The following is a 23,982-nucleotide window of genomic DNA, read 5'->3' on the forward strand; positions in this document are numbered from 1 at the left end:
CAAAAGTGGTACTCGGTTTTGTGACGGATCACGCTCCACATCGGTGCATATCGGCTCACCGGCCGGTTCCCCTTTCAGTGGATCACGCGTCGAGGCTGATCTGTCGGAACATCGTCTCAGGGGGCTCGAGGTGAAGATCATCCACAGGTTCAGACCGATTGCTGCCGCCTCGCTGCTTGCCATCGCGGCGGCCTTGCCGGTCGTCAATTCCGTTCATGCCACGGACGCGGCCGCCCGGCCCGAGGCGGCGATCTCGCCGATGAAACGCGTGGCCGAGGCCAGGGCAAAAGCCAAGGCGGAGAACCCCGGCGGCGCCGATCGCGTCTACGGCGGCAAAGAGGCCGAGAAGGGCGCCTATCCGTTCCAGGTGGCGTTGCTGACCACCGGCAAACTGGACGAAAGTCCGGCCTCGCAGGCGAATGCGCAGTTCTGCGGCGGCAGCCTGATCGCGCCGCAATGGGTGCTGACGGCGGCGCACTGCCTCAACGACGACGGCGAGCCGATTTCGCCTGACGTGGTCACCGTGCTCACCGGCGCCACCGATCTCAGCGAGGGCAAGCGCTACAAGGCGGTAGAAATCATCGTCAACGGGGGCTACAGCGAGCAGACGCTGGACAACGATCTCGGCCTGATCCGGCTGGCCGAGCCGGCCGATGCCCCGACCATCAAGATTGCCCGTGAGCCGACCCCCGACGCCGGCAAGACCACGGTCACCGGCTGGGGCAAGATGCAGGACGGAACATTTCCCACCGCGCTGATGGTTGCCGACCTGGACCTCCAGCCGAACGCAACCTGCAACAACGGCATCAAGGCGATTTATGCGCGTGATTTGAAGGCTGCGCTCGGCGAGCTCGCCCGCCGCATGCGCTACTCGGAAAGGGGCATCGAGGCGGCTGCCAATGCAATTGCTGCTGATATGGCCGATCCGCTGACCGGCAACATGATCTGCGCCGGCACCGCCAGCGGCGAGCGCGACGCCTGCAATGGCGACAGCGGCGGACCGCTGTTCATGACCGGCGCCGATGGTCCGGTGCAGGTCGGCGTCGTCAGCTGGGGCGAAGGTCCGGCCGACGGCAGCACCGCCTGCGGCCACCAGAACGCCTACGGCATCTACACGCGGCTGGCCAATTACACCGGCTGGATCGAGGAGAAGATGAAGACGGCAGCGCCTGCAGCGCCCAAAGCCCTCGGCACGGCGCAGAAGCCCGGCACGCCCTGACCGGTGTCATTTGCTGAATGACGGGGGAGCAATCCCGCCGTTTCTGCCCGGAATCTTAGGTTGGGACTAGAACCAGCGATCGCGGCGCTGGTCTGTGGCGGCCAAGGTGAGGCCCAGTAGCGCCCCTACGGCCGCCCCGAGTATGAATGCGGACGATACCGTGCCGGGATTCTCCTGGACGACCCCGGACACCGTCTGCGCCCTGTTGCGCAGCGCTTGTGCCGTCCGGGAGGCGCGCTCGGCAGCGCTGTCATACCAATCGCCGGCGTCTTCGATCGCCTCTTCCGCGCGTTCGGCCAAGGTCCGATTGATCTTGCTGATCTCGCGCTTCAGCTGCGCGACCTGCTTCTCCAGGGCTTCCTGAGCTTCACGTTGAGTCATCTTCGGTGTTGCGGATTCGTTCGGTTCGTCGGCCATGGTAATCTCCTTTGCTCAGGTTCGGCTCAACGGCCGGCCCGCTATCTAGGTTCCTCCCCAAAACGCATCTGTCCGGTGTTTGTTCGATGAGAGACCGGGTTTTGTCCGGCATGTGTGCGAAATCGGCCTGAACATAGGATCGTTCCGGCGCTCCCCGCGTTGGTGAAAACGCCACAAGGGAGGAACCGTCATGGACAACGATCGGCATGAAAGATTCGGCAGCGAGCCTATGAAATCTGGATGCGCGAGGGCCGCCCGGATGGCGCGCATGAGCGTCATTGGCAGCAGGCGAAGCAAGAGCTTGGCTACGATGAGACGACGACCGGCCAGGCTGATGATGACGCGGCCGAGCACGGTCCCACTGGAACGATCGCCAGTTCCGACGTTCTGACGGTCGAGGCACTGGCGATGCGCACCGGGATAACCGGTGATCAGGCGCAAGAGCTGATCGACAGGCTTGGCAACGACAGGGCGACGCTCGAGCAAGCCGCGCGGAACATCAAGGCAGCCGAAAGTTAGAGCCTGTTTGAGGAGAAATCCCCAACGTGCCTCTGGCGTGATTCATCGCACGCTCTTAGCGGCGCTCGACACCCTTTGCCGCCAGCATGTCGTCAACGGCTGCCGACATCAGAAATTCCGACAGCTGCTCGGCAGCTTCTGCGTTCGTTGAACCGGCACTGATGCCAATGGCGAAGTCGACGTAACTTTGGAGTTCTGCCGGAAACCGACCGACAAGCACGACCTCGGGAGCGGCCGCGAAAATCGAAGTCACGGGAACGACCCCCAACTCGGCTTCCCCACGGCCCACGGCTTGCGCTGTCTGCCCTCCTGGTATGGCCACCAGCTTGGGCTTCACCTCATCCGCTATCCCCAAACGTTCCAGCAAACCGGAGAAGTAGCCACCGCTGGTTCCTTCACTGGCGTAGGCGATCGATCTGGCGCCCTTCAACGCCTGTTCGAATGCTTCTACAGACGCGATATCGAGCGGCCGACTGCCTGCCTTGGCTGCCACCCCCATTGCTATCCGGCCAAACGCCACCTGGCTCCCCGTCTTGACCTTTCCCGAGGCAGTCAGATCCTGAACCAGGTCCGGATTGGTGATGACGAGGTCAAAAGCTTCCCCAGCTTCAATCTGCTTCTTTACTGTCGGATTGAGCTCCCACCTGACCGCAACCGTGAATCCTGTGGCCGTTTCGAACTGGGGTATGAGGGCTAGGATGGCGGGGCGGACCGCAATAGCGCCAAAAAGCCGGGTTTCCTGATTCATCGCCTAACCCCGAATCGGACGAAACGACCTTCTTGCAATACCCATCCACGGCTGCCCGGCCATTCTATGCTCAGCGTCGCGGAAGCCGTCACTGTTTGTCGACCGGATGCGGTCGTCGCCTACTTCCTCGGCGGCCCTTTGCGCTCGGCCGATGCCGCCCAGAGGTTGATGTCCGACTCGCGGGCAAAGGTGTCGATCTCGGCGAGCTCGGCATCGCTGAAGTCGAGCGCCTTCAGCGCCCCGACACAATCCTCGACCTGTTCCGGCCGGCTGGCGCCGATCAGCGCCGACGTCACCCTGCCCCTGCGCAGCACCCAGGCCAGCGCCATCTGCGCCAGCGTCTGGCCGCGGCGACGGGCGATGACGTTCAGCGCCTCGATATTGGCGATCGACTTGTCGTTGATGAATGCCGGGCGCAGCGACTTGCCCTGGCTGGCGCGGCTGCCATCGGGGATGCCGCCGAGATATTTGTCGGTCAGCATGCCTTGCGCCAGCGGCGAGAACACGATCGAGCCGACGCCAAGCCCCTCCAGCGTATCGAGCAAGCCATCATCCTCGACCCAGCGGTTGAGCATCGAATAGCTCGGCTGATGGATCACGCAAGGCGTGCCGAGCTGCTTCAAAATATCGGCGGCCTCGCGGGTGCGCTGCGAATTATAGGAGGAAATGCCGGCATAGAGCGCTTTGCCCGAGCGCACCGCGTGATCGAGTGCGCCCATCGTTTCTTCCAGCGGCGTGTCGGGGTCGAAGCGGTGCGAATAGAAGATGTCGACATAGTCGAGCCCCATCCGCTTCAGGCTCTGGTCGAGGCTGGCCAGCACATATTTGCGGCCGCCCCATTCGCCATAGGGCCCTGCCCACATTTCGTAGCCTGCCTTGGTCGAGATGGTCAGCTCGTCGCGATAACCGGCAAAGTCCGTCCGCAGGATCTCGCCGAACGCCCGCTCCGCCGAGCCGGGCGGCGGGCCGTAATTGTTGGCGAGATCGAAATGCGTGATGCCCAGATCGAAGGCCCTGCGCGTGATCGCCTGTTTGGTCCTATGCGGCGTGTCGTCGCCGAAATTGTGCCACAGCCCAAGCGAGATCGCCGGCAGCTTCAGGCCGGACCGCCCGCAGCGATTGTAGACCATCTTTTCGTAGCGGTTTTCGGCGGGAACATAGGGCATGAGAAATCCTCATATCGAAACGAGCCGACAGCTGCCGCCGCGATGACGGGCAAGTCGAGGCCGGCCCACCCTTAGCCTCTCCCCGTGCAAACGGGGAGAGGCTTTGTGCGGTGCTTGGGAGGTGCGCCGCCTACTTGGTTTTCTTCTTCGCCAGCAGCTCCTTCGCCGCCTTGACGCCGAGTGCTGCGGGCCGCTCGCAGCTGGTCTGCATGGCGACGAACTTTCCGGTCTCGCCCGAACGCAACAGGCCGGTCATGACGTCGACGGCATGCAGCGCCAGCTCCATCGAGCAGCGGTGCGGCCGGCCTTCCCTGATCGCGATCGCCATGTCGGCCAAACCGGCGGTGCGGTAGTTGGCCATCATGCCTTGCGAATGCATCTCGTTGGGCACGCCGAACGGATGCGGCCATTTCGGCAGCTTCTTCACCGGCTTGGCGGCTTCGGTGTAGCGCACTTCGCCGCCGAAGAAGTTCGGATCCGGCACGAACACCGTGCCCGCCTCGCCATAGAGCTCCATCGGCGCGTGGCCGTGGCTCCAGACATCCCAGCTGGTGTTGAGCGTCACCACGGCGCCGTTCTCGAATTCCAGCACGCCATGGATCGTCGTCGGCGTGGAGACCGGGATCTTTTCGCCGGCGCGCGGCTTCGAGCTGATGATGCGTTCCGTCATCGGGATCGAAGCGAAGGCGGCGACCCGCTTCACCGGCCCGATCAGCTGGATCAGGTTGGTGATGTAATAGGGTCCGATATCGAGCACCGGCCCGGCGCCCGGCTGGAAGAAGAAGTCCGGATTGGGGTGCCAATGCTCCATGCCATGGCTCATCACATGACAGGTGCCGCTGGTGACCTTGCCGAGCCTGCCGGTGTCGATCAGGTCGCGGACAAGCTGGTGCGCGCCGCCAAGGAAGGTGTCGGGGGCAGAGCCGATGCGCAGCCCCTTGCTTTCCGCACGTTTCTTCAGGTCGAGCCCTTCCTTGACCGACAGCACGAAGGGCTTCTCCGAATAGACGTGCTTGCCGGCGTCGAGGATCTGCTTCGACACCTCGTAATGCACCGCCGGAATGGTCAGGTTGACGATGATGTCGATATCGTCGGCCTTGAGCAGCCCCTCGACGGTCTCGGCGCGCAGCTTGAACTCCTTTGCCCGCGCTTTCGCCGCTTCCATGTTGATGTCGGCGCAGGCGCGCATCTCGATGCCGCGAAACAGCGGTGCCAGCGAGAAATACGCCTTCGAGATGTTGCCGCAGCCAATCACGCCGATCCCAAGTTTTGTTGCCATGCTGATGTGCTCCTAATAGGTCTTGGCGGCTGCGATGGAGCGGCGGGCGAAGCGCTCGATGTCGTTGGGGTTGTCCTGTTCCATGACGTAGTATTTCGCAGCGCTTTTGGCGCGCAGCGCCTTGATCAGGCCGGGCCAATCGATGGTGCCGTGGCCGACGTCGGACCAGCCGTCCTCGTCGAGGCCTTCGCCCGGCTTGGCCATGTCCTTGACGTGGACGGCAACGATGCGCTTGCCGTGCTTCTCGATCCAGGGCAGCGGATCGACGCCGCCGCGCACCACCCAGGCGACGTCCATCTCCCAGCCGATGTCGGGTGCGGAAGACAGGATATGGTCCTGCGGTACCGAGCCGTCGGCGAGCGCCTTGAATTCGAAATCATGATTGTGCCAGGCAAAACCATAGCCGGCTTTCCTGGCCGTTTCGCCGACCTTGGCCAGGCGTTCGCCGAAGCCGCGCCAGCCGGCCGCGTCGGCCGGCCTGAACTCGGCGTTGAGGAACGGGCAGATGAGCAGCGTGATGCCGAGCGCATCGGCCGTCCTGCGCACGCCGTCGAAATCCTTCTCGAGCGCGTCGATCGAGAAATGCCCGGTCGGCATGGCAAGGCCGTTCTTGTCGAGCTCGGCACGGAACGCCTTGGGATCGTCATAGACGCCGCCGAACCCTTCGACTTGGCTGTAACCAAGCTCGCCCAGCATTTTGAGCACGCCCTCCCAGGGCTGGAAATTACGCGCGCTGTAAAGTTGGAATGACCAGTTCATCGTCTCTGTCCGTTTCTTGGGGATGGTTAGTCTTGGGGGGAATGGAAAAGTCTTGGGAGGCTAAATCAGGCTCTAGAGGCGGTTACCTGTGGCGGCGTCGAACAGCGAGGCCCGCATCGGGTCGAAACCGATGCCGACCGCCTCGGCGTTGTTTGGCGTGCGCTCGGCTGTCACCCGCACCGTGAAATTCTGGCCGCCGAGCTTCAGCCAGACCAGCGTGTCGGAACCCATGGGCTCGACGACCTCGACATTTGCCGTGGCTGCGAACGGCCATCCCGTGCCGCTGTTGAACGCCACATGCTCGGGGCGGATGCCGAACACGGCCGGCCCCGGCACCGGGTCCTTTTCGAAAGCATAGGTGGCAAGCGGGATCCGCACATCCTCGGCAACGAAGTGCCAGTCGCCGTCCGCCTGCTCCAGCCTGCCGTCGAGGAAATTCATTGCCGGCGAGCCGAGGAAGCCGGCGACAAACCGGTTGACCGGCCGGTTATAGATGGTCTGCGGCGCATCGAGTTGCTGGATGACGCCGCCCTTCATCACCGCGATGCGGTCGGCCAGCGTCATCGCCTCGATCTGGTCGTGGGTGACGTAGATCATAGTGTTCTCGAGCTTGCGATGCAGCAGCTTGATCTCGACGCGCAATTCCGCGCGCAGCTTGGCGTCGAGGTTGGAGAGCGGCTCGTCGAACAGGAAGACGTCGACGTCACGCACAAGTGCGCGCCCGATCGCCACACGCTGGCGCTGGCCGCCGGACAGGGCCGCCGGCTTGCGATGCAAAAGCGGTTCGATCTGCAGGATCTCGGCGGCCCGGGCGATGCGCTTGGCAATCTCGTCCTTGGCGAGGCCGGCAACGCGCAGCCCAAACGACAGGTTCTTCTCCACCGTCATCTGCGGATAGAGCGCGTAGGACTGGAACACCATGCCGATGCCGCGATCCTTGGGCTCTTCCCAGGTGACGTTCTTGCCCTTGATGAAGATGCGGCCTTCGGAAACGTCGAGCAGCCCGGCAATGCAGTTGAGCAGGGTCGACTTGCCGCAACCGGACGGGCCGAGCAGCACGATGAACTCGCCTTCGGCGACATCGAGGTTGAGCGTCTGCAGCACCGATATCGCGCCGAAATTCAGCGACAGGTTCTGGATCGAGACGCTGGTGCCGTTTGCCCCCTTGCTGCCGTTTACCCCAACGCTGCCGTTTGCGTTCATCGCCATCATCCTTTCACCGCGCCGGCGGCGATGCCGCGCACAAACAATTTTCCGGACAGGAAATAGACGATCAGCGGCACCAGGCCGGTCAGGATGGTGGCTGCCATGTTGACGTTGTATTCCTTCACGCCTTGCACCGAATTGACGATGTTGTTGAGCTGCACCGTCATCGGATAGGTGTCGGGGCGGGTGTAGACGACGCCGAACAGGAAGTCGTTCCAGATGCCGGTCACCTGCAGGATGATGGCGACGACGAAGATCGGCAGCGACATCGGCAACATGATGCGGAAATAAATGCCCCAGAAGCCGGCGCCGTCGACACGCGCTGCCCGGAACAGTTCCTCCGGCATGGAGGTAAAGTAGTTGCGGAACAACAGCGTGAGGATCGGCATGCCGAAGATGGAATGGACGATCACCAGGCCGCTGAGGCTGCCGTAGAGGCCGACTTCGCGCAGGATGATGACGATCGGATAGATCATCACCTGATAAGGGATGAAGGCGCCGACGATCAGGATGATGAAGAAAGTGTCGGCGCCTTTGAAGCGCCAGTTGGCAAGCGCATAACCGTTCACCGAGGCGAGCGCGATCGACAGGATCACCGACGGGATGGTGATGCGCACCGAATTCCAGAAGCCACGCGACAGCCCGTCGCAGTTGAGCCCGGTGCAGGCGCTCGACCAGGCCTTGACCCACGGCTCGAAAGTGATCTCCATCGGCGGCGAGAAGATGTTGCCAAGGCGTATCTCGGGCATGCCTTTGAGCGATGTCACCACCATCACGTAGAGCGGCAAAAGATAGTAGAGCGCCACCACGATCAGCGTGCCGTAGAGGAAGATGTTATGGCGCGAGAATGTGTGGCGCGGCTTCGGCCCGCTCGGCCCGTAGGCTTCGAGCCCGCCGGCGCCGGCAATGGCGGGCAATGAAACGGTATGGTCAGACACGCTTCTTGCCTCCGAACTCGAGATAGGCCCACGGCACGATGACGATGATCACCGACAGCAGCATCATCGTCGAGGCGGCGAACCCTTGGCCGAGGTTCTGGGCGAAGAACATGTAATCATAGACATATTTGGCCGGGACTTCGGAGGCGATGCCGGGCCCGCCGCTGGTCTGGGCGACGACAAGGTCGTAGACGCGAACGATGTTGGAGGCGACGATGACCAGCGTGGTGATGAAGACCGGCCGCATCATCGGGATGATGATGAACAGATAGGTCTTCCAGGTCGGTATCCCGTCGACCCGCGCGGCCTTCCAGATATCCTCGTCGATGCCGCGCAGGCCGGCCAGCATCAGGCACATTATGAGCCCGGTGCCTTGCCAGAGAGCGGCGATCAATATGCCGTAGATGACGATGCTGGAATCATAGAGCGGATTGAAGCTGAAGCTCGTCCAGCCGAGGCTGCGCACCACGCCCTGGATACCGAATTCGGGGTTGAGCAGCCACTGCCAGACGAGACCGGTGACGATGAAGGACAGGGCGAAGGGATAGAGGAAAATGGTCCGGAACGTGTCCTCGAACCGGATCTTCTGGTCGAGCAAGGCAGCAAGCAGGAAGCCGATGACCAGCGAGAACACCAGCGACAGCACGCCGTAGATCAGCAGGTTCTCGATCGAGATCAGCCAGCGCGGCGTCGCCCACAGCCGATAGTACTGGTCGAGACCGACGAAGTGCAGCCGCGGCAGCAGCTTGGAATTTGTGAAGGAATACAACACCGTCCAGAGGGTGCCGCCGACAAAAATCACCAGCGCGGTGAAAATCATCGGGATCGAAGCGACTTTCGCATTGAGGTTGCGAAAGAGTTGGCTAGGGCGTTCGCTCTTGCTCATCTGCACAGCCGCGCTGGATCGGGTAAGGGCCGGAGGGTCAAGAGGCCTTGACCCTAGCTCCCGACCCTGCGTTCGCAGGGGCGGGAGTGAGGCGGTTGGTCGATCGCTCAATCGGCCGAACCGACAATGGCGGCGAAGCGCTTCTGCGCATCTTCCACGGTCATGTCCTGCTTGGCGAAGAACTCGGAGAACAGATCCTCCTTCTGCTTCTGCGTATCCTGCGAAAGCAGCTGGTCGGTCCAGGGGATGACATTGCCCTTGGCGAGAATTTCGAGCCCCTTCTTCATGCAGTCGTTCGCCGCCTTGAGGTCGACGTCGCCGCGCACCGGCAGCGAACCTTTCTTGAGATTGAAGGCGACCTGCGTCTTGGGATCGAGCAGCGTGTGGGCCAGCACTTCCTGTGCCTTCGATTTTTCGGGATCCTTCAGCAGCGGAAAGTAGAAAGCGTCGCCGCCGGTGGCGATGACCTCGTTGAGACCGAGGCCCGGAAGGCAAGTATAGTCCTTGCCGGCGGTCTGGCCGGCAACCTGGAACTCGCCCTGCGCCCAGTCACCCATGATCTGGCCGCCCGCCTTGCCGGTGATGACCAGATTGGTGGCCTGGTTCCAGTCCTGCACATTGGTGTTCTTCGCCATCTTGCGGGCGTCGTCCGCGGCCTTGAAGACCTTGGCGACTTCGGGCCCGGCGGCGAATTCGGCGTCCTTGTCCTTGTAGACCTTGAGGAAGGCATCGGTGCCGCCGACCGCCGCAAGCAGCACGTCGAAAGCGCCGGAGGCCTGCCAGGGCTGGCCGCCGACCGCAAGCGGCAGGATGCCTGCCTTTTCCAGCGCGGGCGCCGCAGCGACATATTCATTCCAGTTCTTCGGCACCGGCACGCCGGCCTTTTTGAAGGCGGCGTTCGACAGCCACAGCCACTGCCAGGAGTGGATATTGACCGGCACGCAATAGATCTTGCCGTCGAGGGTACAGCCGTCGAGCAGGCTCTTCGGCTGCACGATTTCCGTCCACTTTTCCTTGGTGGCGAGATCGGTGAGGTCGCGCATCAGCCCGGCCTGCACCAATTCTTCCGCCTGCCGGCCGTGATTGAACTGAGTCGCGCCCATCGGGTCGCCGCCGGTGATGCGGCTGATCATGATCGGCCGCGCCGTGCCGCCGGAACCGGCGATAGCGCCGTCCACCCAGTGATTGCCGGTTGCGTCGAAAGCCTTGGCGAGTTCGGCGACCGCTGCCGCCTCGCCGCCGGAGGTCCACCAATGGGTGACTTCCAGATCCGTCGCGGCCGCCGGGCCGGCAAATTGCAGCGCGACCGTCGCTGCCAGCGCAGCAGTCATGAGTTGGTATCGCATTTCGTTCCTCCCAGAATCTGAAACGTTACAGATTTTCGATACGGCAATTGCTTGAGGCGCGCAACCCCTCTGGCGAAGGTGGCATCAAGTTTTTTCGAAGCGCGAATAAAATCGCGCGGCTCGCTGGCCTGCCGCATCGCAACCAGAGAGGTTGCACTGCAAAATGCAATGCTGCGACGCCAGAAAGATCGGAAAAGCCCGTTCCAATCACGGTTTTGCGCCGATTGCAGCGCCGCTCGTTCCGCACCTGTCACCAGTGATGTGGCAATGGTCGTGACAATCTGTAACGTTTCAGTATATAGCGGTCTCATTCGGTGAAGGCCGCGGCGTGCCCGCGGTCGGCCGATTGCCGGGCTGTCCGGCAACTGCTATGCGCCTGACGGGCGGGACGAATGAACAGGCATCAAAAAGAGAAGGCCGACGAGGCGTCGGGCCAGGGCCGGCCGACGCTGAAGACGCTCGCCTTCATGACCGGGCTGGGCGTCACCACCGTGTCGCGGGCGCTGAAGGACGCCCCCGAGATCGGCGCCGAGACCAGGCGGCGCGTCCAGCTTGTCGCCAAGCAGATCGGCTATCGCCCCAACCGTGCCGGCGTACGCCTGCGCACCGGCAAGACCAATGTCATCAGCCTTGTGCTCAACACCGAGCACGAGATCATGAGCTTTGTCTCGGACATCATCTACGGCGTTTCGGAAGTCATCGCCGACACGCCCTATCATTTGATCGTGACGCCCTATTCGCGCTCGCAGGATCCGCTCGACCCGATCCGTTACCTCGTGGAAACCGGTTCAGCCGACGGCGTCATCATTTCGCGCACGCAGCCGAACGATCCGAGGGCCCGTTATATGCTGGAGCGCGGCATCCCCTTTGCCACGCATGGCCGCACCGATATGGGGCTGATCCATCCCTATCATGATTTCGACAATTACGCTTTCGCAGCCGAGGCGGTGCGCCATCTGGCCGGCCTCGGCCGCCGCCGGCTGGCTCTGTTGGCGCCGCCGGTCGAGCTGACCTATCACGGCCACACGCTCGCCGGCTTTGCCGATGCGCTGAGCGAGGTCGGCGCCAGCGAGATCCCGTTCAACACCGTTTCGATCGATCATTCGATCGAGCAGATCAGAATGCGGACGGCGCAGCTGATGCGCCGCGAAAGCCGCCCGGACGGTTTCATCAGCAGCGCCGCCGCCGCCACGCTCGCCATCGTCGCCGGCATCGAAGACGCCGGCCTCAAGCTCGGCCGCGATGTCGATGTGGTGTCCAAACAATCGTCGGAGCTTCTGCACCTGTTTCGCAGCGAATTGCTGGTCGTCAACGAGAACTTCCGGCTGGCCGGCGCCGAACTCGCCCGCTCGGTGCTGGGCTGGATCGGCGGCGCCGCCCCCGGCACCCTGCAGAGCCTGAGCGAACCGGGCGAAGTCCAGGCCTATCGCCGCCCCGACTAGGGCGGGATATGTTCAAATTGAAATGGGCTCCATCTATTTGCCTTAGCCGCATTTCTGCGACGCCAAGTGATTCCACTTGGCTGGAAAATGTGCGCTGCCGACGGCAACCTTGGGACCGAATGCTGTCCGTCCGATATGGGGACGAGATCACCAAAGAGCGGCCGTAGGAGCACGCGGCAGTCACGTTTCGGGACTAAGGGACTCATCACTCTTAATACCACGATGCAACAGCAGCTTGGACCGGCCATATTTGTTACGAATAGTGTCGATGTCGGATTGATCGCCCCGGCCTCGTCGTTCCAGAAAATGAAGGAGCAACGATATGTCTGAAAAGGAAGTCTTGTCTGTCATCCGGGGCCAGGAAGACGCAACTGCCAAGGGGGACGCCCGCGCCAACGTCGATGCCATGGACCCGGATGTCGTGGTTTTCGATCTGCCGCCGCCGCTTGCCTATAGAGGCGAACAGGCACGCGACATCGAAGGGATAAATGCTTGGTTTGCAACTTGGCGCAACGGCGTCACCGTTCACATGGCTGACCCGCAGCTCATGATCGACGGCGATCTTGCAGTGGCCTTCGGGCTGTCGCGCATGACTGGCATTAAGACGGATGGCACAGAGGTCGACTCCTGGAGCCGGCGAACCATCGTGCTAAGGCGCATCGGCGGTTCTTGGAAAATCATCCACGAACATGCCAGCTTCCCTATGGCAATGGACGGAAGTGGGCGCGCTGTGACGGATCTCTTGCCGTAGTTCCGGAACGCCTAACGTCCTCAACAGGGATGTCGGCTTCACGCGGCAAGGGTTCGTAGGCGAACGGTCGAATTGGCGGCCCGTTGCTGACAGTCAATCTTGGGGCCGAAAGCGGATTGGCAGCTCCGGGCCGCAGATCTTTAATTGCGGACATTTAGGTCGGCGTGGGCATCGTCGTGACCTGACCCGAAGCGGTCACGGGTCCGGTTGAGAGGCAACTGCCGCGAACAAGCGGTAGGGATAGATGGGACTCGCTCGTCAGTGGCGCTGCGCAGGAGAGCCAAGGCGTCGCGCGAGTCATACTCTCAAGAAGCGTGATCTGTGGTATAGAGGCCGGTGAGGGCACGCCGGAGGCGCCGGTCCTACCTGCCTCTGACCTGCGCCTGGCGTGTCGCGAATCTGAACTGAGGCTCAACATGGAGCGGAAGCTCGCTGCCATCCTTGCCATTGATGTTGTCGGTTACTCGGCGCTCATGGAGGTGGATGAAGCGGGCACCTTCGACCGGCTGAAACGGGGCCGCAAAGAGTTGTTCGAGCCGGAAATCGCGACGCGACACGGGCGAATCTTCAAGCTTATGGGAGACGGCCTGCTGGCGGAGTTCGGTAGCGTGGTGGATGCGGTCGAATGCGCGGTCACGCTTCAGCGCGGCATGACGGAACGTAACGCGAGCGTCGCCGAAGACCAGCGCTTCGAAGTCCGGATCGGAATCAACCTTGGGGAAGTGATCGTCGAAGGGGACGATCGCTATGGCGAGGGCGTGAATGTAGCGTCGCGCCTCCAACAACTCGCCGAGCCCGGTGGCATCTGCGTTTCGGAGAAGGTGTCCAAGGAGGTCAGGCAGAAGCTGGCGTTTGCGTTCGAGCCTATGGGCGAGCAGCGGGTGAAGAACATAGCCGAGCCGATATACTGCTATCGCGTCAACCTGCAGCTTCCGAGAGCCGCTCAGGTCGGGCGACTGGCATCGCTGGAATTGCCCGACAAGCCCTCGATCGCGGTCTTGCCTTTCACCAACATGAGCAACGATCCGGAGCAGGAAACCTTTGTCGACGGCTTGACCGAAGACCTGATCACCGACCTATCTCGCTGCGCCGGCCTCTTCGTCATCGCACGCAACTCGACCTTTGCTTACAAAGGGCGGTCGGTCGATGTGCGTTTGGCCGCGCGTGATCTTGGGGTGCGCTATGTGGTTGAAGGCAGCGCCCGGCGCGCCGCGGGGCGCGTGCGCATCAATGCGCAGCTGATCGACGCGATCGGCGGCGATCATATCTGGGCCGAGCGCTACGACAGCAGCCTCGAGGATATCTTTGCAGTGCAGGACGAGGTCACGGCCAAGATCGTCGAAGCCCTGGTCGGCCGATTGGCCGGACAGCCGGCGCGCAAACGGCCGACGAGTCTCGAAGCCTATGACCTCTGTGTACAAGCCCGCGGCGTCAGTTTTCAGACCGGGTTAGGCGCGCAGGAAGCGCGCATGCTGCTGGAGAAGGCGATCAGACTCGATCCCGACTATGCCGAAGCGCATAGCTTGCTGGCCCTCAATCTTTGGCTCGGCTGGCTGTTCTGGAACGAGCCGAAGGAAACCAACCAACCTCGCTCGCTCGCGGAAGCGCAGCAGGCAGTGGCGCTCGACCCTAACGATGCCGGGAACCGGTGGGTGCTGGGCATCATACTTGGTCACGAACGGCGTTTCGCGGAATCGGATGCAGAGTTCGAGGCGACTTTCAAGCTCGATCCCAATCATGCCGATGCCTGGGCGATGCGCTCGGATCTCATCACCTTGAGGGGCGATGCGGTCAAGGGCGTCGAATTCGTGAAGCGGGCGTTGCGGCTCAATCCGCGCCCTCCGGGGTGGTACCATTGGATGGCGGGCCAAGCCTATTATGCGCTCGGCGACTATCAATCCGCGGTCGAGGCTTTACGCAAGCCGGAAACCTACCGCACCACGTCGCGGCGCATGCTTGCGGCAGCCCTCGCGCAGCTCGGACGCCTGGATGAAGCCCGTCAGGAGGCGGAGTTCTTCATGATGAGCAATCCCCATTTCCGCATCAGGCACTGGGCGACATCGCAGCCATTCGACGACGAGGAAGTGCTCCAGCGCTTCGTCGAAGGCTACCGCAAGGCTGGCCTTCCCGACTAAAGAGCGCATCGCTTTGGATCGCCGGCTTGCTCTCGTCAGGACATAGGCTCGTCTTTTGGCTGTGAGGGCAAATGCCCGTGGGTTCCCTCGATCAATGTCCGTTGATGGCGCAACCACGATCTCCAGCGTGATCGCCAGCAAGGTCCGCTTTCAAGAAACTGCGAAGCCGATCTCTACGGCCGAGACCGGGCGCTAACCCGCCGCCCCACTCCCCCATGGGCCGTGGAAAGCGCCCTGCCCGTCGATGCGCTCGAAGCCGTGCGCGCCGAAGAAATCGCGTTGCGCCTGGATCAGGTTCGAAGTGCCGCGGCCATGCCGGTAACTGTCGAAATAGGCAAGTGCAGATGACAGGGCCGGCACCGGCGAGCCGGCTTCGGCCGCCCTTGCCACGACACGGCGAAGCGACGGATGTGCCTCCTGCATCAACGAGACGAAAGCCGGCGCCATCAACAGGTTGGTGGCCGCGTCGCCGGCGCCGAAGGCCTCCGCCATCGTATCCAGCAATTGCGAGCGTATGATGCAGCCGGCCCGCCAGATCTTGGCGATGACCGGCATCGGCAGGTTCCAGTTGAATTCCTTCGACGCGCCGCTCATCACCGCGAAGCCTTGCGCGTAGGCGGCGATCTTGCCGGCAAACAGCGCCAGCTCGAGATCGGCGAGCAGGGCGTCCCTGTCTCCGGAAATCCTGCTCACGCCGCCGCCATAGACCTTTTCGGCGGTCAGCCGCTCGTCCTTGATCGACGACAGCACGCGGGCCGCCACAGCCGCCTCGATCGCGGTGGCCGGAATGCCGAGCTGCTGCGCCTCGATCACCGACCATTTGCCGGTGCCCTTCTGGCCGGCGCGGTCGAGGATGATGTCGACCACCGATTTGCCGGTCTTAGGATCGTCGGCGGCCAGCACTTTGGCGGTGATCTCGATCAGGTACGAATTGAGCCGGCCCGTGTTCCACTGCGAAAACACCTCGGCGATCTCTTTCGGCCCCATGCCCAGGCCGTCGCGCAAGATGCCGTAGATCTCGGCGATCATCTGCATGTCGGCATATTCGATGCCGTTGTGGATGGTCTTGACGAAATGGCCGGCGCCGTCGGTGCCAAGCCACGCCGCGCAAGGCTCGCCCTTGAACTTGGCCGAGATCGCGGTCAGCACCTTTTCGACGCGCTTCCAGGACTCTTCGGTGCCGCCGACCATGATCGAGGGACCGTGGCGTGCGCCCTCCTCGCCGCCGGACACGCCCATGCCGATGAAGGTCAGGCCCGAATCGGCAAGCTCTGAGAAGCGCCGCATCGTATCGCGGAAATTGGCATTGCCGGCGTCGATGACGATGTCGTTGGCCGACAGCACGCCGCGCAATGCCGCGATCTGCTCGTCGACCGGCTTGCCGGCCAGCACCATGATGATGATCGGCCGCGGCGGTCGGATCGCGGCGGCCAGTTCTTCGAGGCTGTAGCAGGGCACCACCCTATCCTTGAGCGCGCCGGCATTTTCGACAAAGGCATCGGTGCGCGCCGCCGTGCGGTTGAAGACGGCGATGCGGTGCCCCTTCTCGGCAATATTGAGCGCCAGATTGGAGCCCATCGTGCCAAGGCCGATCAGGCCTATTTCGGCTTTTTCCATCGTTTCTTCCCTGCTTTCGGATCTTGTTGGTTTGAGCCCGCGATTGGGTTGGATGCCCATTCTTGATGACGATGATTGACGGGCCTTCAAGGCCGCGTCAACCGTCTCGCCGAATTGTGTTGCGCGGACCAGCGCTGTCTTCATGGCCGGATATCGATCGGCGCTTCGATCTTCACCATCTCGAAATCCGAGACCAGGATATCGAGCCGCGCCGTCCAGCGGCCGGCGACCGGAATGACGAGTTGGTCGACGCGCCAGGTGCCGTCGCCAAGCTTCGTCGCCGGGCGTTTTATCGGCTCGACGCCGGAATCGGGCTTTGACAGGACCAGCGTCACCTGCTTGGCGTCGAGCGGGCCGAAATCGCCGGTCATGATGAAGATCGAAGCGGCAACAGGCCCGGTATGGCCGGGCACAATGCTGAGATCAGCCATCGCCTGCAGCGTGTGGATATGCACCGATGCCGGCTGTGCGGCGACGATCGCCAGCACGCGCGGCGGCGGCGTGAAGCGCCAGCCGGCGGCAACGCCGAAGATCGCCAGCACGATCAGCAGCTCGATAAAGATCGAGCGGGCCAGCCGCCGCTGGACCTCCGTATTTCCTTCCTCAGCCAGGCCCGTAAGCTTGAAGCGATTGACGGCGGCGAGCGTGAACAGAAAGACGAGCAGCGCCAGCTTGAGCAGCAGCAGCCGGCCATAGGCAGTGTGGACCAGCGCCGACGGCGTTTGCACCTGGATGACGGCGAGCACGATGCCGGCTGCCGCAAGCACGGCCACGACGAACAGGATCGCTCGCGAAAACCGGCGCAGCAACGGCCCCGCTTTGTCCGGCTGCCGTTTCAAGGCAAGACCGAGCGGCGCCAGCGCCCCGGCCCAGACCGCGACACCAGTGGCGTGCAGAAATACCATCGGCCGGGTCAGCCATTGCGGCTCGGCGGCACTGGCATGCCCGCTGGCAGCAAGTGCTGCGCCAACGCCAACCAGTCCGGCCAAGGCCAGCGGCTTCGCGTCGGCGGGCGGCACGACCAGCGATAACAGGCTCAGGCCGAGCGCCATCAGCGCGATCAGCACCGTCCAGCCGAAGCTCGTGCCGAGCCTGGTCTGCCAGATGACCGGCTGCGCCAGCCGGGCAAGCGGCGCGCCGAGTGCATCCAGCCCCTGGAAACCGAGCGACAAGAGTGCGGCGGCCAGCCCGCACAGGATCGCAGCGACGATCATGTTCCGGCCGGATCGACCGCCTTGCGCCAGCCAAGCCTGCGCAAAGGCACCGCCGACGCCGAAAAACAGGCCGATATACAGAAAAACCTTGCCGATCCAGATCGCCGTTCGAAGCCCCCGGTCCACGGCATCCGAGGCGGCCGGCGCAGCACTCGGTGTGCCGACCGAGAACAGCACCGAGCCGCCGACCGGATGCCCGTCGGCGGAAATCACCCGCCAGCTCAGCACATGCGTGCCGGATTTCAGCGCCTGCGGATTGTCGATCTCGACGGTCTGGGCGCTGAGCCGGAAGGAGCTCAGCGGGACCGCCGTGCCGTCGGGCCGCACCAGCGTCAGCACCAGCGGTGAAACCGGCTCGCTGAAGGTCAGCGACAGCTGCGACGGGCTCTGCGCCAGCACCGCCCCGTCAGCCGGCTCGGCCTTGATCAGCGCCGCATGGGCGAAGGCGGGATCAGGCATGGCGATTACGGCGAGCAGCACGATGGCGGCCAGCAAGCCAGCCACAAGCCGGCCAGAACAGTTGCCGGCCATGCAAGCTTGCCGCAGGAAGGATGGCGCGCTCATATCACCGCCAAGAGCAGCGGCGCGCCCATCCGCCAAGCGCGCCGCCGGAGCTCACTTCTTCGGCAGCAGCTTGAGGCCGGGCGCCGGAAATTCCAGCGCATCCTCAGCCTGCCCGGCCGCCGGAATCTCGATCCAGCGATCGGCAACGCCGTCACATTCCTGCACCACCGGGAAATGCAGCATCTGGCCTGCCGGCAGGTCGGATGCCAGTGTCGCGCGAAAGACGAATTCGTCGTAGAATTCGTCCGGCAGGCTGCCGGCGCTCCAGTCGATCTCCTTGACGCCGCTGGTCACTGCCTGGCCGTAGAGCTGGTAGGACTTCTCGTATTTGCCGTTCTTGACCTGCAGCGTCCAACCCGGCTTCGGCATCGGTTTGACCGAGAGCACCCCTTCGGGGATCTGCACGCGCACGGCGGTCGTCGCCTTGCCCTCGCAGCCATGCGGCACCCGAAGAACCGCCTTGTAGGTCGAGCCCACCGCCGCCTCCGGCGTTTCGAGCGTGATGTGGGCAAAGGCCGCGCCGGTCCCGAGGACAAGAAGCACGCAGCCGGGCAAAAGAGATTTCTTCATGATGGTACCTCTCGAAGCGGCCAAGTCAGTGGTCGTCCTGCGGCGCCGCGCTGCCGATGCCTTGCACGGCGAATTCAATCTGCACGGGCCCGGCTTTTTCGAAGGTCAGTGTTGCGGAAAACATTTCGCCCTCCTTGGGCTGCCGCTTCAAATCCATGAACATCAAATGATAGCCGTTGGGCGCCAATGCGACCTTGCCGCCAGCCGGGATTTCGAGGCCGCCGGTGACCGGCCGCATGGTCATGACGCCATTGCTGACGCCCATCTCGTGCAGTTCGGCCTTGGCCGAAATGTCGGAGGTGATCGACAGCAGGCGATCCGGCGCATTGCCGGTGTTGGTGATGGTGAAGTAGCCGCCGGCTACCTTGGCGCCGGCTGGCGTGGCGCGCGACCAGGGGTGCCCGATCTCGAGATCGCCAAGCTTGAACTCGTGTGCCAACACGATCTGGACGCTGGCGAACAGGAGGGCAAGAACGCAAAGGGCGACGCCGAGACGCTGCTCGAAACGACCCAGTACGAAGCGCCTGCGACTGGATGCGGCAGCGCGAAAATAATGAGACATGATTGCTCCGTGGATTTTAAGGGACCGCGCCGACGGCCGGTCGCGAACGATGTCGATAAACGCGCCGGCAAAGGGTTGCGCGGCGCGAACCTGTGCGGATCAGGCCGTCGCCGGTGGTGCGCGCGGATTGGACGGAGTGCGGGCGCGGGCGAAATCGCGATGCCGAAATGCCGGCAGGATAAAGGCGATGGTTTCGACGGAAAGGCTGCGAGCCAGGCTCCCGGCGGCATCGGGCGGCGCGTAGACCGCCGAAACGAGGTTGCAACCAAGCATGCAGCAAGCCGGCATGTGCTGCTGATGCGGATCGCCGGCGGGGAGTTGCGCCGCACCATCATGGGTGCAGATCGTGTTGCCGAAAGCATCGAATTGCGAGGCGTTCGGCTCGCTGCCTGAAGCAAACGCGCCGAACATCGACTGGAGCACGAAAAGCCACGCCGCGGCGAACGCGACCGGCATGCTCCATCGTCTCGGGCGTATGGTCAAGAACCAGCCTCTTCACGCAGCAACGTCAGCTCTCTAGCACGGAGCCGGCGGCCGGAAAATCGCCAAAACGTTGCTGCGGCAACGCAACACAATCACGCGCGTTGCGGCTGCCTGCCCTCGGGAATGGACGTCAGCAGCGTGTGGCGGGCCGATTTCAGGTGCTTGCGGCAGGCGGCGTCGACCTTGGCGAGATCGCGCGATTTGAGCGCGGCGATATAGGCGAGATGCTCCTGGACCGCGACTTCGTTGCGCTCGCGCTCCTGCGCCTTGTTCCACTGGTAGTGGTAGTGAAAGATCATGGCGATGACGTCGTAGAAATCGACGATGAAGCGGTTGTGCGACGCCCGGTGGATCAGCCGGTGAAAGCGCTCGTCGAGCTCGGAGAATTCGTTGAAACGCACGGCGATCTCGCGCGCCAGCAGGCGATGCTCGTCCTCCAGGCGGTCGAGGTCGGCCCACACCGGGCTGTCCTCGGGCAGAGCGGCAAAGGCTGCGGCCGAGCGCAGTTCGAACATTTCGCGGATCTCGGTCAACTCCAGCGCGAAGGCGCGGGTAAAGCCTTTCAGCACCCAGTGGCTGTTGCGGCGCTTCTCGATCAGCCCAAAGCGCGAGAAGCGGATCAGGAATTCGCGCACGCTGGTAGTGCCGACGCCGATCTCGCGCGCCAGTTCGAGCTCGTTGATCTGCATTCCGGCTTCGGCACCGCTGGCAAGCAGCCGCCGCATGAAGGAACGCTCGATGATCTCGGCCAGCGTGTCGGTTTCTTCCTCGGGGAAGAAATCATCCGGCCGTGGCTCGCGCAGAACCGTCTTGCTGCGCTTGTTCCAGTCGATCAGCCCGGTCTCTTCCATGCGCGCAAGGATAGTGCGGACCGTCGTGCGGCTGACGCCGAGCAGCGTACCCAGTTCCGGCTCCGAAGGCAGGCTCCTGGTTTCGTCGAGCAGCCTCAGACCGCGATTATAAGCGTCCTTGTAAACGTTGTTGCTCTTCGACATCCCCTGCCCCGTGGCGCATTGGCGATTGCGGCCGGTTTGAAGCGTTTCGCGCGCATGAAATCGGAATCGCTTCGCAAAATACCATGCGCAACGCTAGTCTTGGTTGTAGAGCCTACTTCACGCATCCAAAAGACGCGTCGCGCTCTGGCGAAAAAACAATTGACGCAAAAATGTTTTTTCACGATAAAAGACATTATATGTTAAGAGCCGCGTGTCAATCCGCTCGCGCACCCAGGAACACACCCAGGAAGCTCCCGTGAACGCCGCAAACAGCATTCTTCTGTCTCCCGCCGACAATGTCGCGGTCGCCAACGGCCGCATCGAGATCGGCACCGCGCTGCCGGGCGGCGCCGTCGCCGCCGCGCTGATCGAGCCGGGCCACAAAGTGGCGATCAAGCCGATTGCGGCTGGCGAAGCCGTGGTCAAATACGCCCAGGCGATCGGCCGCGCCACGCAGGACATCGCGCCCGGCGAGCATGTCCATTCGCACAATCTGGTCTTCGAAAGCGGGCGTTTGCCCGTGGTGCCGCCGAGCGAGGCGGTGCATGCGACCGAGGCCGACCGCGCCCGCACCTTCATGGGCTACCGCCGCGCCGACGGCCGCGCCGGCACGCGCAACTTCGTCGGTATTCTCGCCAGCGTCAATTGCTCGGCCACCGTCTGCCACGCCATCGCTGACGCGGCGAACCGCACGCTTCTGCCACAATATCCCGGCATTGACGGCTTCGTCCCGATCGTCCACGGCCAGGGCTGCGGCATGAGCGCCACCGGCGACGGCATGATGGTGCTGCACCGCACGCTGGCCGGCTATGCCCGTCACCCGAATTTCGGCGGCGTGCTGATGGTCGGGCTCGGCTGCGAGGTCAACCAGCTCACCCTCTATGGCCAGAAGGGCGTTGCCGCGGGAAAACGCCATTTCAACATCCAGGAAGCCGGCGGCTCGCGCAAATCGGTCGAGAAGGCGCTGGTCGTGCTGGCCGAGATCGCCGAAGAGGTCGGCAAGCTTCAGCGTGAGCCGATCCCGGTCAGCGAGATCGTCGTCGGCCTGCAATGCGGCGGCTCCGACGGCATGTCCGGCATCACCGCCAATCCGGCGCTGGGTGCCGCGGTCGACATCCTGGCCGGCGTCGGCGGCATCGGCATCCTCTCCGAAACGACGGAGATCTACGGCGCCGAGCACCTGCTCGCCTATCGCGCCGCAACCCCCGAGATCGCCGCCAAGCTCGACGGCTATGTGAAATGGTGGGAAGACCACGTCGCCAAGCATGGCGCATCCATCGACAACAATCCCTCACCGGGCAACAAGCGCGGCGGCCTGACCACCATCCTGGAAAAGTCGCTCGGCGCGGTCGCCAAGGGCGGCCAGACGCCGCTCAACGGCGTCTTCGGCTATGCCGAAAAGGTCACCGGGCACGGGCTGGTGTTCATGGACACGCCCGGCTACGACCCGGTCTCGGCCACCGGCCAGGTGGCGGGCGGCGCCAACGTCATCGTCTTCACTACCGGCCGCGGCTCCTGCTTCGGCTGCCGGCCGACGCCGTCGATCAAGGTCGCCAGCAACTCGACTATGTACCACGCCATGGAAGAGGACATGGACGTGAATTGCGGCGTCATCGCCTCGGGCGAAAAGACCATTGCCGGCATGGGCCGCGAGATCTTCGAGCTGATCGTGGAGACAGCTTCGGGTCGCAAGACCAAGAGCGAGGAATTCGGCTACGGCGACAACGAGTTCGTGCCGTGGCATCTCGGCGCGACGCTCTAGGCCTTGCCGTCCGGGAAGTCGCGAGCACCTGACGTGAACGCCAGGTGTCACAGTTCGTACACCGCCAAAAGCGAATGTACATTCCATATTGACTGGTTGATGGAATTAATATTCCATGCGGGATATTGAAGCAGATTGGCAGCGGAGTTCCGACAGAAAAAATCTTCCATCAAGCCATTCGAAGCGGCCATCAAACAGCGCTTGCGCCGGCCGAGATGATACACTATCAAAATACCGTAAATGTTTTTTATTGATAAAGTTCCGTTTGGGCCGCGCCATCCGAATGGAGCTTCCGTAACATTCACCGGGCGACTTAGGGAGGACTCCTAATGAAATTCGTGACCAGCATTCTCAACCGCCGCGCCTTCGTGGCACTCGCAGCCGCGTCGATGCTTGCCGGCGTGATGCATTCGGCTCCGGCATCCGCGGCCGACGTGACCATTCCGATCATCGTCAAGGACACCACGTCCTTCTACTGGCAGATCGTTCTGGCCGGCGCCCGCAAGGCTGGCAAGGATCTCGGCGTCAACGTGCCGGAGCTCGGCGCCCAGGCCGAGACAGACGTCAACGGCCAGATCTCGATCCTTGAAAATGCCGTCGCCGGCAACCCGGCGGCCGTCGTCATCGCGCCAACCGAAGCCAAGGCGCTCGGCAAGCCGATCGATGAGGCCGCCACCAAGGTCAAGATCATCGGTATCGACTCCGGTGCCGACTCCAAGGCCTTCACCTCGTTCCTGACCACCGACAACATCCAGGGCGGCCGTGTCGCCGCTGACGGCCTTGCCGCAGCCATCGGCGAAGCCAATGGCGGCAAGGTCGAGGGCGACGTCGCCCTGATCACCGCGCTTCCGGGCGCCGGCTCGCTCGAACAGCGCGCCCAGGGTTTTAAGGAACAGCTCGCCACCAAATATCCCGGCCTCAAGCTGGTCGCCGACAAATACGCCGACGGCCAGGCCACCACCGGCCTCAACATCGCCACCGACCTGATCACCGCCAACCCCAACCTCAAGGGCATCTTCGCCTCCAATCTGATCATGGCGCAGGGCGTCGGTCAGGCGATCGCCGAGAACAATCTTGCCGGCAAGGTCGCGCTGGTCGGTTTCGACAGCGACGAGAAGCTGATCAAGTTCCTCAATGACGGCGTCATTTCGGCTCTCGTCGTTCAGGATCCGTACCGGATGGGCTATGACGGCATCAAGACGGCGCTCGCCGCCTCGAAGGGCGAGAAGGTCGAGGCCAATGTCGACACCGGCGCCAACCTGGTCACCAAAGCCAACATGAAGGATCCGAAGATCGACGCGCTGCTCAACCCCAAGCTCGACTGAGCATCGCCACAAGTGAACTGTTTCCAGGGCCTTTGCCCCGGAAACATCCCACTCGCGCCAATCGTCAGGCCATCTGGCG

At 63.0% G+C, this 23,982-nt stretch carries 23 protein-coding genes; 7 read left to right on the top strand and 16 right to left on the bottom strand.

The genetic code is table 11. The features are described from left to right. Window positions 1–130: 130 nt before the first annotated feature. Window positions 131–1,219, top strand: a complete 1,089-nt coding sequence (locus tag NKH98_RS05515) for a S1 family serine peptidase (protein WP_352897034.1) — start codon at window positions 131–133, stop codon at window positions 1,217–1,219. Window positions 1,220–1,285: 66 nt separating this feature from the next. Here NKH98_RS05515 and NKH98_RS05520 read toward each other — a convergent pair whose 3' ends face one another. After that, the gene (locus tag NKH98_RS05520) at window positions 1,286–1,636 is read right to left on the bottom strand and encodes a hypothetical protein (RefSeq protein WP_254816784.1); all 351 of its coding nucleotides are present in this window, start codon (window positions 1,634–1,636) and stop codon (window positions 1,286–1,288) included. 240 nt (window positions 1,637–1,876) lie between these two features. On the opposite strand from NKH98_RS05520, the gene NKH98_RS05525 reads away from it, so the two are divergent. Continuing rightward, window positions 1,877–2,155, top strand: a complete 279-nt coding sequence (locus tag NKH98_RS05525) for a DUF2934 domain-containing protein (protein WP_352897036.1) — start codon at window positions 1,877–1,879, stop codon at window positions 2,153–2,155. A 55-nt stretch (window positions 2,156–2,210) separates the two neighbouring features. Here the strand turns inward: NKH98_RS05525 and NKH98_RS05530 are convergent, their stop codons facing one another. From NKH98_RS05530 to NKH98_RS05570, 9 genes are all read right to left on the bottom strand, one after another. Then, window positions 2,211–2,903 carry a molybdate ABC transporter substrate-binding protein gene (locus NKH98_RS05530; RefSeq protein WP_352897038.1) on the bottom strand — a complete coding sequence of 231 codons (693 nt, stop codon included), beginning with the start codon at window positions 2,901–2,903 and terminating at the stop codon, window positions 2,211–2,213. A 119-nt stretch (window positions 2,904–3,022) separates the two neighbouring features. After that, window positions 3,023–4,069: an L-glyceraldehyde 3-phosphate reductase gene (gene mgrA / locus NKH98_RS05535; protein ID WP_352897040.1), complete on the bottom strand. Its 1,047-nt coding sequence runs from the start codon at window positions 4,067–4,069 to the stop codon at window positions 3,023–3,025. A gap of 130 nt (window positions 4,070–4,199) precedes the next feature. Continuing rightward, entirely contained in the window at window positions 4,200–5,348 is a 1,149-nt protein-coding gene (locus NKH98_RS05540; RefSeq protein WP_254816780.1) for a Gfo/Idh/MocA family protein, read from the bottom strand. A 12-nt stretch (window positions 5,349–5,360) separates the two neighbouring features. Further along, window positions 5,361–6,107, bottom strand: coding sequence for a sugar phosphate isomerase/epimerase family protein (locus tag NKH98_RS05545; RefSeq protein ID WP_352799768.1), 747 nt, complete (start codon window positions 6,105–6,107; stop codon window positions 5,361–5,363). Window positions 6,108–6,179: 72 nt separating this feature from the next. After that, window positions 6,180–7,310, bottom strand: a complete 1,131-nt coding sequence (locus NKH98_RS05550; RefSeq protein ID WP_352897042.1) for an ABC transporter ATP-binding protein — start codon at window positions 7,308–7,310, stop codon at window positions 6,180–6,182. A gap of 5 nt (window positions 7,311–7,315) precedes the next feature. Beyond that, window positions 7,316–8,251 (bottom strand): carbohydrate ABC transporter permease, encoded by a 936-nt coding sequence (locus NKH98_RS05555; RefSeq protein ID WP_352897044.1) that lies wholly within the window; start codon window positions 8,249–8,251, stop codon window positions 7,316–7,318. Next, entirely contained in the window at window positions 8,244–9,137 is an 894-nt protein-coding gene (locus NKH98_RS05560) for a carbohydrate ABC transporter permease (protein WP_352897046.1), read from the bottom strand. Before NKH98_RS05560 ends, NKH98_RS05555 begins: the two co-directional genes overlap by 8 nt. Window positions 9,138–9,244: 107 nt before the next feature. Beyond that, the gene (locus tag NKH98_RS05565) at window positions 9,245–10,483 is read right to left on the bottom strand and encodes an ABC transporter substrate-binding protein (protein WP_352897048.1); all 1,239 of its coding nucleotides are present in this window, start codon (window positions 10,481–10,483) and stop codon (window positions 9,245–9,247) included. Beyond that, the gene (locus NKH98_RS05570) at window positions 10,465–10,794 is read right to left on the bottom strand and encodes a hypothetical protein (RefSeq protein WP_352897050.1); all 330 of its coding nucleotides are present in this window, start codon (window positions 10,792–10,794) and stop codon (window positions 10,465–10,467) included. Before NKH98_RS05570 ends, NKH98_RS05565 begins: the two co-directional genes overlap by 19 nt. Window positions 10,795–10,875: 81 nt before the next feature. On the opposite strand from NKH98_RS05570, the gene NKH98_RS05575 reads away from it, so the two are divergent. The 3 genes from NKH98_RS05575 to NKH98_RS05585 all read left to right on the top strand — a co-directional run bounded on the left by NKH98_RS05575 (window position 10,876) and on the right by NKH98_RS05585 (window position 14,811). Beyond that, window positions 10,876–11,925, top strand: coding sequence for a LacI family transcriptional regulator (locus tag NKH98_RS05575; protein ID WP_254816774.1), 1,050 nt, complete (start codon window positions 10,876–10,878; stop codon window positions 11,923–11,925). Window positions 11,926–12,247: 322 nt separating this feature from the next. Further along, window positions 12,248–12,676: a YybH family protein gene (locus tag NKH98_RS05580; RefSeq protein ID WP_352476371.1), complete on the top strand. Its 429-nt coding sequence runs from the start codon at window positions 12,248–12,250 to the stop codon at window positions 12,674–12,676. 416 nt (window positions 12,677–13,092) lie between these two features. Continuing rightward, window positions 13,093–14,811 (top strand): adenylate/guanylate cyclase domain-containing protein, encoded by a 1,719-nt coding sequence (locus NKH98_RS05585; RefSeq protein WP_352897051.1) that lies wholly within the window; start codon window positions 13,093–13,095, stop codon window positions 14,809–14,811. Window positions 14,812–15,003: 192 nt separating this feature from the next. On the opposite strand, the gene gnd is transcribed toward NKH98_RS05585, so the two are convergent. The 6 genes from gnd to NKH98_RS05615 form a co-directional block, all read right to left on the bottom strand. Then, window positions 15,004–16,428, bottom strand: coding sequence for an NADP-dependent phosphogluconate dehydrogenase (gene gnd, locus NKH98_RS05590; protein WP_352897053.1), 1,425 nt, complete (start codon window positions 16,426–16,428; stop codon window positions 15,004–15,006). 140 nt (window positions 16,429–16,568) lie between these two features. Then, complete coding sequence (locus tag NKH98_RS05595; protein WP_352897055.1) at window positions 16,569–18,206, bottom strand: copper resistance CopC/CopD family protein; 1,638 nt, start codon at window positions 18,204–18,206, stop codon at window positions 16,569–16,571. Window positions 18,207–18,257: 51 nt separating this feature from the next. Next, complete coding sequence (locus NKH98_RS05600; RefSeq protein WP_352897057.1) at window positions 18,258–18,776, bottom strand: YcnI family copper-binding membrane protein; 519 nt, start codon at window positions 18,774–18,776, stop codon at window positions 18,258–18,260. 25 nt (window positions 18,777–18,801) lie between these two features. Next, the gene (locus NKH98_RS05605) at window positions 18,802–19,338 is read right to left on the bottom strand and encodes a copper chaperone PCu(A)C (RefSeq protein ID WP_352897059.1); all 537 of its coding nucleotides are present in this window, start codon (window positions 19,336–19,338) and stop codon (window positions 18,802–18,804) included. Between the two features lie 99 nt (window positions 19,339–19,437). Beyond that, a complete protein-coding gene (locus tag NKH98_RS05610; RefSeq protein ID WP_352897061.1) occupies window positions 19,438–19,794 on the bottom strand; it encodes a DUF2946 family protein in 357 nt (118 codons plus the stop codon). Window positions 19,795–19,913: 119 nt separating this feature from the next. After that, a complete protein-coding gene (locus NKH98_RS05615) occupies window positions 19,914–20,816 on the bottom strand; it encodes a GntR family transcriptional regulator (RefSeq protein WP_352476364.1) in 903 nt (300 codons plus the stop codon). Window positions 20,817–21,072: 256 nt separating this feature from the next. Between NKH98_RS05615 and NKH98_RS05620 the strand changes: the two genes are divergently transcribed. Together NKH98_RS05620 and NKH98_RS05625 are read left to right on the top strand one after the other, a co-directional pair. Beyond that, window positions 21,073–22,578: a UxaA family hydrolase gene (locus NKH98_RS05620; protein ID WP_352897063.1), complete on the top strand. Its 1,506-nt coding sequence runs from the start codon at window positions 21,073–21,075 to the stop codon at window positions 22,576–22,578. A 329-nt stretch (window positions 22,579–22,907) separates the two neighbouring features. Continuing rightward, complete coding sequence (locus NKH98_RS05625; RefSeq protein WP_352897065.1) at window positions 22,908–23,903, top strand: ABC transporter substrate-binding protein; 996 nt, start codon at window positions 22,908–22,910, stop codon at window positions 23,901–23,903. The last annotated feature ends 79 nt before the right edge of the window (window positions 23,904–23,982 follow it).

Source organism: Mesorhizobium sp. M0833 (assembly GCF_040319905.1).
Lineage (GTDB): Bacteria > Pseudomonadota > Alphaproteobacteria > Rhizobiales > Rhizobiaceae > Mesorhizobium.